The following is a 16,030-nucleotide window of genomic DNA, read 5'->3' on the forward strand; positions in this document are numbered from 1 at the left end:
AACCACGTTCCCCGTACATATCACCAAAGTACTAGCACTATTTGACAGGTAGCCCATTACCCACCGTCTACTACTGTGTCTCAGGAGTGATACGGTTCCCGGGTAGTTGCAGTTCTGACAGCACGTAACGGTTTAACCGTCATTGCTGCTTGCCCTTCATGGATTGAAGTGGTTTGGCCACGAAAGGAGTACCCCGTGGAAGCAAGGTTTGGTGTCGCCCTCATTTCGCGTTTTTCCCCTCTTTCCCTTGCTGTGCACCTGAGCGTCGCCGGACTGTTGTTCGGCGGTGTGAGCACACCCGCACTGGCCACGTGCTCGACAGCAGGCTCGACGGTGACCTGCACCGGCGTGCCCTCTCTGCCGCTGTTTCTCAATAATTTCTCCAGTGCCACTAACGGCTTGACGGTCAACGTCAACTCCGGGGCGCAGATGAATGCGACCCTCGGCGGCCATGTCATGGACCTGACCGGGGTGAATATCTCCCTGAACAACTCCGGCACCATCGACCCGGCGCTGCTCGGCCTGGTCTCGGTGTTGAGCGGCGGCGCGTTCATTGGCACCGGTGCCACCAGTACCGTCAGCATTCTCAATAACGCCAGCGGGATCATTCGCGGTACCGGGATGCTGCTCGGGCTCAACCTGACCAGCATCGACGGCCTGGGTATCGCGGTGAACAACGCGGCGGCTGGCACCACCAATATCACCAACAACGGCACGATCACGTCCACCGGGCTGTCGATCGGCGGCATCACCCTGGCAGACACCCCGGTGATCGGCGTCTACGGCGGCTCGCAAGTCAACATGACCAACAGCAGCACCGGCACCATCAACGGCCGGATCGCGTTCGAGACGTCGGCGGCGGGCAACACCTTCACCAACGCCGGCGCCATCACCGGCGGCGTGTCGATGGGCGCGAACAGCACCAACACTTTCACTGCCGTGACGGGATCCTCCGTGCAAGTCGGTGACGGTATTCAGGTTTCGGTAGGCCTCGGCGGCCTGATCGGCATCAACCTGACCTTCGCCCCGACCGGCACGGTCGACGGCGGTGCGGGCGGCACCAACAGCCTGATCCTGCAAAATCCGACCGGTGTCGGCGGCGGTATCACCGGGACTGGAACGGCGTCGAGCGCCACCTACGTCAACTTCAACAACCTGACCCTCAACAGCGGCACCTGGACGTTACAAGGGCCACTGGTCAGTGGCGCGACCACGCTTAACGGCGGTATCGCCCGGTTCAACAACAACGCCACGTTCGGCAGCGGAGTGATCACCTCCAACGGGGGTGTTCTCGAGGCAAGCAACGCCGGGTTGAACATCAGCAACCTGATTTCGCTCGGCGCCGGCGGTGTCACGGTGCAAGGCAACAACGCCACCACGCTGAGCGGGGTGATTTCCGGCAGCGGTGGGCTGACCAAGATCGGTTCCAGTCAGTTGAACCTCAGTGCAGCCAACACTTATCTGGGCAACACCACGCTCAATGGAGGCACGGTACAGGTCGGCAATAATCAGGCCTTCAGTACCGGTACCCTCAACGTGACCGGCGCGACAACCGTGAGCGCGCCCGGGACGATCAGCCTGAACAACGCCATCAGCCTCGGCGGCACATTGACGGCTGGCGGCACGGGAGCACTGACCCTCGGCGGCTTGATCAGCGGCGGTAGCGGTATCACCAAAACCGGCACCGGCAGCCTGACCCTCAGTGGCGCCAACAGCGGTTACACCGGTACCACAACCTTGAGCGCCGGCAGCTTGCTGGTGACTAACAATGACTCGTTGGGTAGCGGTGCGCTGACGACTGCCGCCGGCACCAGTCTCGACAGCACCGCCAACGTTACCCTGGCCAACAACATTGCGATGACCGGCGCCCTCAACGTGCTCGGCAGCAATGCCCTGACATTGGGTGGTGTGTTGAGCGGCACCGGCGGCATCACCAAAAGCGGCAGCGCCAGCCTGACGCTGAGCGGCAACAACACCAACGCCGGCAACACCACGCTCAATGCCGGCAGCCTGTTCGTCGGCAGCAACACCGCGCTCGGCACTGGCGCGTTGAGCGCGGCAGCGGGCACCACGCTGGACGCGACCGCCGCAGTGACGTTGGCCAACGCCGTCGCGCTGGCGGGCGGGCTGACGATCGGCGGCACCCAGGCGCTTGGACTGAGCGGCGTCGTCAGTGGCGCCGGCAATCTGATCAAGAACGGCACGGCGGACCTGACGCTGAGCGGCAACAACACCTTCACTGGCGGCACAGCGCTCAATGCCGGCACGCTGATTGTCGGCTCCAATACGGCGCTGGGTACCGGTGCCTTGACCGCAGCGGCGGGCACCAAACTCGACGCCAGCACCGCGGTCGCACTGACCAACAACGTTTCCCTCGGCGGTGATCTGGAAGTCCGTGGCAGCGCTGATCTGACCCTCGGCGGTGTGATCAGCGGCAGTGGCGGGCTGACCAAGCGCGGTTTTACCAACCTGATTCTCAACGGCGCCAACACCTATCTCGGCGGCACTACGCTGGCCGCCGGCACGCTCACTGTGGGCAACGCTGCAGCGTTGGGCAGCGGTGCATTGAACGTCATCGATGTATCAGCACTGGACAGCAACACCGCCGTCAACCTGAGCAACAACATCAACCTCAACAGCAGTGCCCTGACAATCGGCGGCAGCAGCGGCCTGACCCTCTCCGGCGTGATCAACGGCGCTGGTCAGCTGATCAAGAACGGCGCGGCCAACCTGACCCTTGGCGGCGTCAACACGTTCACTGGCGGTACCACGCTGAACGCCGGTAGCCTCAGCGTCGGCAACAGCGCGGCGCTGGGCACAGGGGCACTGACTGTGGCCGGGGCGAGCACCCTCAACAGCAGCTCGGCCGTGACCCTCAACAACAACGTCAATCTCGATGCCAACCTCACCGCCGGTGGGGCCAACGCACTGACCCTCGGTGGCGTGATCAGCGGCGGCAACGGCCTGATCAAGACCGGCGCATCGAGCCTGACCCTCAACGGCAATAACACCTACACCGGCACCACCGCGCTGAACGCCGGCACACTGATCGTCGGTTCCAACACTGCACTCGGCACCGGTGCACTGAACGCGTCCAACGGCACCACACTGGATGCCAACACCGCGGCAACCCTGGCCAACAACGTCAACCTCGGCGGCACGCTGACCCTGGGTGGCACCAATGCGCTGACTCTGGGCGGGGTGGTCGCGGGTATCGGTGGGTTGGTCAAAAACGGCGCTGCCGATTTGACGCTTAACGGTGCCAACACCTATTTCGGCAATACCGCGCTGAACACCGGCAAACTGACCGTTGGTAGCAACACCGCGCTGGGCTCCGGCACATTGAACGCGGCGGCAGGCACCACGCTGGACGCCAACACGGCTGTCAGCCTGAACAACGCGGTGGCGCTGGCCGGGGCACTGAACATCGGCGGCACGGCTGACCTGACCCTGACCGGTCTGGTCAGCGGCGCCGGCAGCCTGGTGAAAAACGGCGCGGCCAATCTGATCCTCAATGCGGCCAACAACTACCTCGGCGGCACCACCCTGAACGCTGGCACCCTGACCGTTGGCAACAGTTCTGCATTGGGCTCCGGCGCACTGACCGTCGCTGGCGCTGCGACACTGGACAGCAATTCGCCGCTGGTCAGCCTCAACAACGCTGTTGCCCTCAACGCTGCACTGACCGTCGGTGGCACGCAAAACCTGACCCTCGGCGGCGTGACCAGTGGCACCGGCCAGTTGATCAAGGACGGCGCGGCCAACCTGACGCTCAACGGCAACAACAGCTTCAGCGGCGGCACTACACTCAATGCCGGTACGCTCACCTTGGGCAATGCCAACGGCCTGGGCAGCGGCGGATTGATCGTCGGCGGTGCGGCGACGCTCGACAACAGCGCCTCGTTCGGCATCGGCAACACCATTACGCTTAATGCCGGGCTGACCGTCGCCGGCAACAACGATTTGAGCTTGAACGGCATCATCGACGGTGCCGGCAGCCTGACCAAAAACGGTCTGTCGGACCTGACCCTGGCGGGCAACAACACGTTCACCGGCGCGTTGAACATCGTTTCCGGCAGCGTCACCACGCTCAATGCCAACGCGCTCGGCAACACTTCGGGCGTCAATATCAGCGCCGGCGCCGGGCTCAATCTGGGCAGCGACGCCAGCGTCGGCGCGCTGACCGGCAGCGGCAGTGTGCAGCTCACCGGCAGCAACACGTTGACGGTCGGCGGCGGCAACGTCACCAGCACCTTTGACGGTGACCTCAGCGGCAGTGGCGGCCTCAGCAAAATCGGCACGGGTACGCTGAATCTGACCGGCATCAACGGCGTCACCGGCAATACCACGATCGATGGCGGCACCTTGAACCTCAGTGGTTCGCTGGGCAGTGCACAACTCATCGTCAATACCGGCGGCACCCTGACCGGTACCGGCTCGGCGCTCGGCTCGGTGAACATCAACAACGGCGGCCATCTGGCGTTGTCGTCAGGCAACACCTTGTCGGCAAGTGCTCTGACCCTCGCGGCCGGCAGCAATGTTGATGTGGCACTGGGCACACCGTCGACCTCGTCGCTGATGAATGTCGGCGGCAACCTCACCCTCGACGGCAATCTCAATGTCACCGATGCCGGTGGTTTCGGCGTTGGTGTGTATCGCCTGTTCAACTACACCGGCGCCCTGACCAACCTGGGCCTCGATGTCGCCAGCGTGCCGGTCGGTTACGGCCTCGGCGATCTGCTGGTGCAGACCGGCGTGGCCAATCAGATCAACATTCAAGTCTCGGCGCCGAACGTCAACATCCGTTACTGGGACGGCAGCCAGACCATTGCCAACGGCGTCGTCGATGGCGGCAGCGGCACGTGGAATGCGGTCGGCACCAACTGGACCGATGCCAACGGTCTGGTCAACCAGCCATGGGCCGGCGACTTCGCGGTGTTCCAGGGCACGGCCGGCACTGTAACGGTGAACGGCACGCAAGCCTTCACCGGCATGCAGTTCCTCACCGACGGCTACAACCTGGTCAACGGTGCGGCGGGGCAACTGACCGCGGTCAACGGCACTGGCGGAACCACGGCGGTGCGTGTCGATCCAGGCGTGACCGGGACCATCGGCGTCAACATCGATGGCAGCGGCATTCTCAACAAACTCGACTCCGGCACTTTGGTACTCAACGGTGCCAATACCTACAGCGGCGGTACGCAACTGGACGGCGGCAAGATTATCGTCGGCAGTAACACTGCGTTGGGCAGCGGTGCGCTGACCGCCAACGCCGGTACGCAACTGGACAGTAACGCAGCGGTGACCCTCGGCAACGCCGCAACGCTCAACGGCAACCTCACTGTGATCGGCAGCAATGCGCTGACCCTCAACGGCGTGATCGGCGGCACCGGTGGCCTAATCAAAAATGGCGCGGCCAACCTGACCCTCGGCGGCAACAACGCCTTCCTCGGGCCCGTCGCGCTGAACGCGGGTGGACTGATTCTGGCGTCCAACTCCGCGCTGGGCTCCGGCACCCTGAACGCGGCGGGCGGTACCACGCTGGATGCGGCCACCGGGGTTTCGGTGAACAACGCCGTAAACCTGGCCGGCAATCTCGGCATCGGCGGCACGGCGGATCTGACGCTTGCCGGCACAATCAACGGCGCCGGCAGCCTGAGCAAAAACGGCGCAGCCAACCTGACCCTGGCCGGCAATAACAACTTCCTCGGTGGCATCAACCTCAACGCGGGCACCCTGACCGCCGGCAGCAACTCGGCGCTGGGTCTGGGCAACCTCACCGTGGCCGGTGCTTCGGCGCTGGACAGCAACAGTGCACTGAGCCTGGGCAACAACGTGGTGCTCAACGCCAACCTGAGCAACACCGGCACCCACAATCTGACCCTGGCGGGCGTCGTCAGCGGCGCTGGCGGACTGATCAAGAACGGCGCGTCGAACCTGACGCTCAACGGCATCAACACCTTCAGCGGCGGCACCACACTGAACGCCGGTACGCTGACTCTCGGCACTGGTGGCTCTCTGGGCAGCGGCGCGCTGACCGTGGCCGGTGCTTCGACCCTCGACAACTCCGCACCGCTGGTGCTCGCCAACAACGTCAACGTCAATGCGAATCTGGCTCTGGCGGGAAATAACAACCTGACCCTCGGCGGCGTCATCGCCGGTGCCGGCACGCTGACCAAAAATGGTCTGGCCGACGTGACCCTGAGTGGCAACAACACCTTCAGCGGCACGTTCGATGTGCTGTCCGGCAGCCTGACCACGCTGAGTGGTGCGGCGCTGGGCAACAACGCCACGGTCAATCTCGCTGGCGGCGCGGCGCTGAATCTCGGTGCATCGGGCAGCCTCGCCAGCCTCACAGGCAGCGGTACTGCACTGATCGGTACCGGCAACACCCTGAGCCTCGGAGGCAACAACGTCAGCAGTACCTTCGCCGGCATCCTCAGCGGTGACGGTAGCCTGAGCAAACTCGGCACGGGTACGCTCATCCTCAGTGGCATCAGCGACCTGACCGGCGACACCAACGTCAATGCCGGCACCCTACAGGTCAACGGTTCGCTGGCCAGCGGCAATGTGCTGGTCAACAACGGCAGCACCCTCGGCGGCAGCGGCAGCTTGACCGGCGCGGTGACGGTGGCCGATGGCGGTCATCTGGCGGGTGTGACCGGCAGCACATTGACCGTCGGTTCGCTGGTGTTCAACGGTAACTCCAGCTTCGATGTCGGCCTCGGCACTCCGGTGTCCGGTGGCGGCAACGCACTGGTCAACGTCGGCGGCAACCTGACCCTCGACGGTACGCTCAACGTCAGCGACATCGGCGGCTTTGGCAGCGGCGTGTATCGCCTGATCAACTACACCGGTGGCCTGACCGACAACGGCATGCTGATCGGCAGCGTGCCGGGCAGCGTCACCCCGGGCGATCTGGAATTGCAAACTGCCCTGGCCAATCAGATCAATCTGCTGGTCACCGCTCCGGGCGTTACCGTGCAGTTCTGGGACGGCAACCAACTGGTCGCCAACGGTTCGGTGGACGGTGGCAGCGGTACCTGGGGTACCGGCACCACCAACTGGACAGACGTCAACGGCACCACCAACCAAGGCTGGGCCAATAACTTCGCGGTGTTCCAGGGCGCGGCGGGTACCGTCACCGTCAACGGCGCGCAAACCGTCACCGGCATGCAGTTCGTCACCGATGGCTACAGCCTGCAAAACGGCACGGCGGGTTCGCTGAACCTGGTCAACGGTTCGCTGGGCAACGCCTCGGTGCGTGTCGATCCGAACGCGACGGCGACCATCGGCGTAGCGCTCAACGGTGCCGGCACCCTCGGCAAGTACGACACCGGCACCCTGGTGCTCAATGCGGCCAACGGCTACACCGGCGGCACCGCGCTCAATGGTGGCAAGATCGTGGTCGGCAACAACGCGGCGCTCGGCACCGGCGTGTTGACCGCTGCCAACGGCACGGCGCTGGACAGCAACGCTGTCGTCAGCCTCGGCAACGACGTGGTGCTCAACGGTGGCCTGAACGTCGCCGGCTCCAACGCCCTGACCCTCGGCGGCGTGGTCAGCGGCAGCGGCAGTCTGATCAAGACGGGGGCTTCGAGCCTGACCCTCAACGGCAGCAACACCTACAGCGGCGGCACCCAGCTCAATGACGGCACGCTGATCCTCGGCAACAACAGCGCCATCAGCAGCGGTGCATTGAGTGTGCTGGGTAACGGCACCCTCGACAGTACTTCGGCGTTGCAACTGGCCAACGCCATCAACCTCGGCGCAGCGCTGACTCTGGCGGGTAACCAGAACACCACGCTCATCGGGGCGATAACCGGCACCGGTAGCCTGGTGAAAAACGGCGCGGGTGATTTGCTGCTCAGCGGCGCCAACACCTACAGCGGTGGCACCACGCTCAACGGTGGCAGCACCCGCGGTGACACCAGCAGCCTGCAAGGTGCAATCGTCAACAACGCGGCGCTGACCTTCGAGCAAAACGCCGACGGCAGCTACACCGGCAACCTCACCGGCACCGGCACGCTGAACAAAACCGGCAGCGGTCAATTGCTCCTGACCGGCAACAACAGCTTCACCGGCAACACCTCGGTGCAGGCCGGCGACTTGATCGTCAACGGCGTGCTCAACAGCGCCAACGTCATCGTCGACAGCGGCGCGAGCATCGGCGGCAGCGGCCAATTCGGCGGTGCCGTGCAACTGGCCAGCGGCGCGACCCTGACGGGCGGCAACGGGGCGACGCCGTTGTCGGTCGGTTCACTGGCTTTGTCCTCGGCGACCAACCTGGACTTCAGCCTCGGCTCGGCCACCAGTTCGACGACGGTGGTCAACGTCGCCGGCAACCTGACCCTCGACGGCACGCTCAACATCAGCAATGCCGGCGGCTTCGGCACGGGTGTCTATCAACTGTTCAGCTACGGCGGCAGCTTGACCGACAACGGCCTGGTCTACGGCAGCCTGCCGGTCTCGGCGGCCAACCTGACCCTGCAAACGGCCATCGCCAATCAGATCAACCTGTTGGTGCAAGGCACGCCGGGTGAAGTGCAATTCTGGAACGGCGGCAAAACCAACCCGGACGGCAGCATCGGTGGCGGCAGCGGTGTGTGGGGACCGGGGACCAATTGGACCGATCCGACCGGTACCCAGGCGCTGGGCTCCAACGGCCAGTTCGCGGTGTTCGGCGGGCAGGGCGGCACCGTCACGGTGCAAGGCAACCAAAGCTTCACTGGCTTGCAGTTCCTCGGCAGCGGCTACAGCCTGGTGCCTGCGGCTGGCGGCACACTGACGCCTGTCAACGGGGCGGGCGGCAGTCTTGCGCCGGTGCGGGTCAATGCAGGGGCGACCACCGAGATCTCCGTGCCGCTGGTGGGGACTGGCGGTATTGAAAAACTTGATTCCGGCACGCTGTTGCTCAGCGGCGCCAACACCTACAGCGGCGGCACCACCGTCAGTGGCGGTACGCTGATCGGTAACTCCACCAGCCTGCAGGGCAACATTCTCAACAATGCGCAATTGGTGTTCCAGCAGAATGCCAGCGGCCAGTTCAACGGCGTGCTCAGCGGCACCGGACGGATCGCCAAGCGCGGTGCCGGGCGCTTGTTGCTCACCGGTAATCAGCCGTTCAACGGTACGCTTTCGGTGGATCAGGGCGTGCTGCAGGTCGGCAGTCTTGCGGCCCCCGCGTCGCTCGGCGCACAGATCACCGTGGCCAATGGCGCGGGGCTGAGCGGTAACGGCAGCATCGGTTCGCTGGATAACCATGGCGTCGTGGAATCCGGCGCCGCGGATGGCACCCTGAGCGTGGCCGGTAACTTCAACAACGCCGCCGATGGCCTGCTGGCGCTGACGGTCAGTTCACCGACCGCCACACCGCTGGCAGTGGGCGGCACCGCCACCCTTGGTGGCGGTCTGCAAGTGAACAGCCTGGCACCTTTCACCGGCAACACCACGTATTCGCTGATCACCGCTGGCGGTGGCGTGTCGGGGACCTTCAGCAGCACCCATCTGCCGCAATACGCGTTCCTCGACACCGCGCTGATTTACGCTGCGAACGCGGTGAACCTGGCGGTCAGTCGCAACGGCAACTCCTTCGCCGACGTGGCCGCGACCGGCAACCAGTTCAACACCGCCACAGCGTTGACCAACAACGGGCCGGCCGGAACGACGTTGCAGAACGAAATCCTCAACCTCAGCGTCGCTCAGGCACGCAACGCCTTCGACAGTCTGTCCGGGGAAATCCACGCGAGTACGGCCAGCGCGATTCTGGAAGATTCCCGCTACGTGCGCGACGCAGTCAACGACCGCATGCGCCAGCCGTCGTGCAGCGCAACGGACGATCCGCGCAACGCCCTGGCGCCCAGCGACAATCAGTTGAGCAGCAACGGTTGCCACGGCGAGATGGTCGGATGGGTGCGTGCCCTGGGGGCGTGGGGTGAGTCCGATGGCGACAGCAACAGCGCGAAACTGGATCGCAACCTCAGCGGTTTCCTGCTCGGCACCGACAAGCAGCTCGATGATCAGTGGCGCGTTGGGATGGCCGCCGGCTACACCCGCAGCGACATTGACGCCCATGACCGGCGTTCGGACGCCACGGTGGAGAGCTACCACCTGGCGGCGTACCTGAACTCGCAGTTCGATGCACTGGCTGTGCGCCTTGGCGCGGCGTATAGCTGGCATGACATCGAGAGCAAGCGCGACGTCAGCGTCGGCGCCTACAACGATCGGCTGGAGGCCAACTACGACGCACGCAGCGCCCAGGTGTTCGGCGAAGTCGGTTACACCGTCGAGGCGGCCGGCATTGCCCTTGAGCCGTTCGCCGGCCTGGCCTACGTCAACTACGACACCGACAAAGCCAAGGAGAAAGGCGGGGTGGGGCGCCTGTCGGCTGAATCCGACCAGGACATCACGTTCTCCACCCTCGGCCTGCGTGCCGGCAAGCGCATCACCCTGGCCAACGGTGGACAGTTCACCCCGCGTGCCGCCATTGGCTGGCGTCACGCCTTCGGTGACACCAAGCCCGACGCGGACATGACCTTCATCGACGGCGGTGCCTCGTACACCGTGCAGGGTGTGCCGATTGCCGAGGACAGCGCGGTGCTTGAAGCCGGGGTGGATTTCCAGATCAGCCCGACCGGCAAACTCGGCATCGGTTATTCGGGGCAGGTCTCCGGCGACAGCAACGATCATGCGATGACCATCAGTTTCAGCCTCGGGTTCTGATTCGCTTCTGCAATGCTTGACCGCCCGCCAGGGCGGTTTTTTTTGCCTCGGGTTCAGCCATGCCTTGCTCTGCTAGAATCGGCGCCATTGACCCAACGAGGTGCCCCTGATGAGCGAGCCGATCCGCCTGACCCAGTACAGCCATGGTGCTGGGTGCGGTTGCAAGATTTCCCCACAAGTACTGGAAGTGATTCTGGCCGGTAGCGGTGCGCAGAATCTGGACCCGAAGCTGTGGGTCGGCAACGCCTCGCGCGATGACGCCGCGGTCTATTCCATCGATGAAGAGCGCGGCGTGGTATCGACCACCGATTTTTTCATGCCGATCGTCGATGATCCGTTCGATTTCGGTCGCATCGCCGCCACCAATGCCATCAGCGATATCTACGCCATGGGCGGCGATCCGTTGATGGCCATCGCGATCCTCGGCTGGCCGGTCAACGTACTGGCGCCGGAGATTGCCCGGGAAGTCATTCGTGGCGGGCGCTCGGTGTGCGATGAGGCCGGCATACCATTGGCGGGCGGTCACTCCATCGATGCGCCGGAACCGATCTTCGGCCTGGCCGTCACCGGACTGGTGGAAAAACGCCACATGAAGCGCAACGACACCGCCACCGCCGGTTGCTTGCTGTACCTGACCAAACCCTTGGGCATCGGCATCCTTACCACGGCGGAAAAGAAGGGCAAGTTGCGCAGTGCCGACGTCGGCCTGGCCCGCGACTGGATGTGCACCCTGAACAAACCCGGCAGCCGCTTTGGCAAACTCGAAGGCGTGACCGCAATGACCGACGTCACCGGTTTCGGCCTGCTCGGGCATCTGGTGGAAATGGCCGATGGCAGCCAGTTGACCGCGCGTATCGAATACGACCGGGTGCCGCGTTTGCCGGGCGTCGAGTATTACCTCGAACAAGGCTGCGTTCCCGGCGGCACTTTGCGCAATTTCGATAGCTATGCCAGCAAGCTCGGGCGCCTGCAGGAGCTGCACAAGCGCGTGCTGTGTGATCCGCAGACCAGCGGTGGCCTGTTGATTGCCGTCACGCCCGAGGGTAACGCCGAATTCCTCAAAGTCGCCGCCGAGCTGGGCCTTGATCTGGCGCCGATCGGCGAACTGGTCGAGCGACAGATTCACGCGGTCGAGGTGTCTTGATGTCTGTCGACTGCACCGATTACCGCGACATCTTTCTCAACGACCGACCGATGATGGACGCCCGTGCGCCGATCGAATTTTCCAAGGGGTCGTTTCCCGGCGTGGTCAACCTGCCGCTGATGAACGATCACGAGCGGCAACGCATCGGCACTTGCTACAAGCAGCAGGGCCAACAGGCCGCCATCGAAATGGGTCATCAACTGGTGTCGGGGCCGGTCAAGGCCGAGCGGATCCAGGCCTGGGCGGATTTCGCCCGGGCGCATCCCGATGGTCTTTTGTATTGTTTTCGCGGGGGGCTGCGTTCGCAGATCGTTCAGCAATGGCTCAAGGACGAGGCGGGCATCGACTATCCGCGGGTCGGTGGCGGCTACAAGGCCATGCGCACCTTCCTGCTGGAGACGGTCGATCAAGCCGTGGCCCAGTGTGATTTCGTGTTGCTGGGCGGCATGACCGGCACCGGCAAAACCGAAGTGCTGACGCAATTGAGCAACGGGCTGGACCTTGAGGGCTATGCCAATCATCGCGGTTCGAGTTTCGGCAAACGCGCCACGGGCCAGCCGTCGAACATCGACTTCGAGAATCGCCTGGCAGTGGATGTGCTGAAAAAACGTGCCCGCGGCCTCGAGCAATTCGTGCTCGAAGACGAGAGCCGGGCGGTCGGCAGTTGTGCGCTGCCACTGCCGCTGTACCAGGGCATGCAACAGTTTCCGATGGTCTGGCTCGAAGACAGCCTGCAGGGGCGGGTCGAGCGGATCTTGCGCGATTATGTGGTGGACCTGTGTGCCGAGTTCATCACCGTGCACGGCGACCAGGGCTTTACGCTGTTTTCCGAGCGTTTGCTGGAAAGCCTGAATAACGTGCAGAAGCGCCTGGGTGGCGAGCGCCATCGGCGGATGCTGATCCTGATGGAGCAAGCGTTGATCGAGCAGGGCCGCAGCGGTGCGGTGGATTTGCACCGGGGCTGGATCGAAGGGCTACTGGTTGAGTATTACGATCCGATGTACGCCTTTCAGCGCGAGAAGAAGGGCGCGCGGATCGAGTTTGCCGGGGAGCGGGGGGCGGTGTTGGAGTATTTGCGTGAGCGGGTGAATCAACGGGGTTGAGGGTGGATTCAACGACCGCATCGCTGGCAAGCCAGCTCCCACAATGTTCTTGGTTACTCCGGGATTTCGTGGTCACACAAGACCCCTGTGGGAGCTGGCTTGCCAGCGATGAGGCCCGAACCGGCCACACAAGACCCCTGTGGGAGCTGGCTTGCCAGCGATGAGGCCCGAACCGGCCACATAAGATCCCTGTGGGAGCTGGCTTGCCAGCGATGAGGCCCGAACCGGCCACATAAGACCCCTGTGGGAGCTGGCTTGCCAGCGATGAGGCCCGCCCAGGCCACGCAAGACTCAGGTCGGGCAAGCCTCCTGCCCGTTATCCAGCCCTTGCTTGTAGATATTGCTCTGCAGGCTGGCCTTGCCGTTGTGCCAGGTCAGCGTCAGGACATACAGCGAATCGAAGTCGCTGGATTCCCAATCTTCGGTGATCTTCTGCTTCTTGCCGACCGCTTCCCCGGCGACCTTGTTGATCAACTCGGGCAGATAGCCGTGGGACCACGCCGTGTAAATGACCGAGTTGTGATACTTGTCGTGCAGCAGTTCATCGGCCAGGTCGCTGGTATCGTTGGCCGAGAAGTTGATGTTCACCGGCAGACCGAGCTTGATCGCGCTGGGGCTGATGGTCATCAATGGGCGAATGTAACTGTAGGAGTTGTCCAGCTCGCCTTCCTCGACGTTGCGCGTCGGGTTGGCGGCAAATACGTAGTCGGCCTTGCCGAACTTTTCCGGCAGCAGGGTCGCGAGGTCGATCGCACGGTTCAGTCCCTGGCAATTGAGCTGGCCCAGGCCACCGGCCGGTTTTTCCGCGTGACGCAGGAACACCAGCGTCTGGGTGCCATCGGCCGGCTGAGCGCGGCTCTCACTGGATTCGAGCGACAAAAACAACGCACTGGTTGCCAGCAGGGCGGGCAAGAACAGGTAGGCGCGATGTTTGAAGCGATTGGCAAATTTCAGTGGATTGATCATGGAATAAAGGGTTCTTCAGCGCATTGGGTTTAAGGCTGACAAACCTTTACACCGCGACTTTCCAGCGTCGGGTGTTTTCCATGTCGTGAAGCCGGTCCGTTTCAAAGGGGCAGTGCTCAGAGTCCTCTGAAGCCCATTGGTTCGATTCCGGCCGAGAGCGCAGCAATTTACCGGTAACCTTCAACGGGTTGCAGCGAAGGTTATCGACATGATGTTGCGGATTTATGGACACCCTACACCCAAGGCTCGCAATCACGCTGTGATCCGCATTGATCTCGACCATCAGCGTTATTGATGGCATCCACGCTCTCAATCCGCGTGATCTCCTTTATGATCGGCGTTCTCAATTTTTTCGTGGATCCAACCCATGACCGATTTGTCTGTATTCCCCATCACTGAAAAATGGCCGGCCCAGTATCCGGAGTGGATTCAGCTGTACTCCTTGCCGACCCCCAACGGCGTCAAGGTCTCGATCATGCTGGAAGAGATTGGCCTGCCGTATGAGCCGCATCGCGTCGGTTTCGAAACCAACGATCAGATGTCCCCCGAGTTCCTGTCGTTGAACCCCAACAACAAGATTCCGGCGATCCTCGACCCCCACGGTCCTGGCGGTCAGCCGCTGCCGTTGTTCGAATCCGGCGCGATCCTGATTTACCTGGCTGACAAGAGCGGGCAACTGCTAGCGCAGGAAGGGGCCAGCCGTTACGAAACCATTCAGTGGCTGATGTTTCAGATGGGCGGCATCGGTCCGATGTTTGGCCAGTTGGGCTTTTTCAATAAGTTCGCCGGCAAAGACTACGAAGACAAACGTCCCCGTGACCGTTATGTGGAAGAGAGCAAACGCCTGCTCGGTGTTCTCGATAAACGCCTGCAAGGTCGGGAGTGGATCATGGGCGAACGCTACACCATCGCCGACATCGCCACGTTCCCATGGATCCGCAACCTGATCGGCTTTTATGAAGCCGGCGATCTGGTCGGCATCCAGAACTTCCCGAACGTCACCCGCGTGCTGGAAAAATTCCTCGCACGGCCGGCAGTGAAGCGCGGTCTGGAAATCCCGAAACCGCTCTCCAACTAACCCATCCCCCGCTTTTCAGGATTGCCCATGTCCAGTCAGTTCCCCGAAGCACGCCCACGCCGTCTGCGCCGCAATGCGAGCCTGCGCAGTCTGTTCCAGGAAACCGAGTTCAGCCTGAACGACCTGGTGCTGCCGATATTCGTCGAAGAAGAAATCGATGACTTCGTCCCGATCAAAAGCATGCCCGGCGTAATGCGCATTCCAGAGTCGAAACTGGCCGGCGAGATCGAGCGGTATGCCCGGGCCGGGATCAAGTCGGTGATGACCTTCGGCGTGTCCCATCACCTCGATAGCAATGGCAGCGATACCTGGAACGACAACGGCCTGGTGTCGCGCATGTCGCGCATTGCCAAGGACGCGGTGCCGGAAATGATCGTCATGTCCGACACCTGTTTTTGTGAATACACCGACCATGGCCATTGCGGCGTGCTGCACAACCATGAAGTCGACAACGACCAGACCCTGCTCAACCTCGGCAAGCAAGCGGTCGCCGCGGCCCGTGCCGGTGCCGACGTGATCGCGCCGTCCGCCGCCATGGACGGGCAGGTCCAGGCGATTCGCCGGGCGCTGGACGCAGCCGGGTTCACCCAGACGGCAATCATGGCCTATTCGACCAAATTCGCATCGGCACTGTATGGTCCGTTCCGCGAAGCCGGCGGCAGCGCGCTCAAGGGTGATCGCAAAAGCTATCAAATGAACCCGATGAACCGCCGTGAAGCGTTGCGTGAATCGCTGCTGGACGAGCAGGAAGGGGCCGATGCGCTGATGGTCAAACCGGCCGGTGCGTATCTGGACATCATCCGCGACATTCGCGAGGCCTCGCGCCTGCCATTGTCGGCGTATCAAGTCAGCGGCGAGTACGCGATGATCAAATTCGCTGCCCAGGCAGGAGCCATCGATGAGGACCGCGTGGTGCGCGAAAGCCTTGGTGCAATCAAGCGGGCCGGCGCTGACCTGATCTTCACTTACTTCGCGATGGACCTGGCGCTGGCCGGGATCTGAACGACACCACCTATC

At 63.0% G+C, this 16,030-nt stretch carries 6 protein-coding genes; 5 read left to right on the top strand and 1 reads right to left on the bottom strand.

From position 1 onward, the window contains the following. The first annotated feature begins 195 nt into the window (after positions 1–195). The 3 genes from KHO07_RS09130 (at position 196) to mnmH (ending at position 12,969) form a co-directional block, all read left to right on the top strand. Positions 196–10,722, top strand: coding sequence for an autotransporter-associated beta strand repeat-containing protein (locus tag KHO07_RS09130; protein ID WP_212626988.1), 10,527 nt, complete (start codon positions 196–198; stop codon positions 10,720–10,722). 109 nt (positions 10,723–10,831) lie between these two features. After that, a complete protein-coding gene (gene selD, locus KHO07_RS09135) occupies positions 10,832–11,866 on the top strand; it encodes a selenide, water dikinase SelD (RefSeq protein WP_212626989.1) in 1,035 nt (344 codons plus the stop codon). After that, entirely contained in the window at positions 11,866–12,969 is a 1,104-nt protein-coding gene (gene mnmH, locus KHO07_RS09140) for a tRNA 2-selenouridine(34) synthase MnmH (RefSeq protein WP_212626990.1), read from the top strand. The genes selD and mnmH overlap by 1 nt, the downstream gene beginning before the upstream one ends. A 291-nt stretch (positions 12,970–13,260) precedes the next feature. On the opposite strand, the gene KHO07_RS09145 is transcribed toward mnmH, so the two are convergent. Next, entirely contained in the window at positions 13,261–13,935 is a 675-nt protein-coding gene (locus tag KHO07_RS09145) for a histidine phosphatase family protein (protein WP_212626991.1), read from the bottom strand. Positions 13,936–14,302: 367 nt separating this feature from the next. Here KHO07_RS09145 and KHO07_RS09150 point away from each other — a divergent pair, with 367 nt between their 5' ends. Continuing rightward, positions 14,303–15,013, top strand: a complete 711-nt coding sequence (locus KHO07_RS09150; RefSeq protein ID WP_150735443.1) for a glutathione binding-like protein — start codon at positions 14,303–14,305, stop codon at positions 15,011–15,013. Between the two features lie 27 nt (positions 15,014–15,040). Continuing rightward, entirely contained in the window at positions 15,041–16,015 is a 975-nt protein-coding gene (gene hemB, locus KHO07_RS09155) for a porphobilinogen synthase (protein ID WP_212626992.1), read from the top strand. The last annotated feature ends 15 nt before the right edge of the window (positions 16,016–16,030 follow it).

This window comes from Pseudomonas sp. PP3 (genome assembly GCF_905336995.1).
Lineage (GTDB): Bacteria > Pseudomonadota > Gammaproteobacteria > Pseudomonadales > Pseudomonadaceae > Aquipseudomonas > Aquipseudomonas reinekei.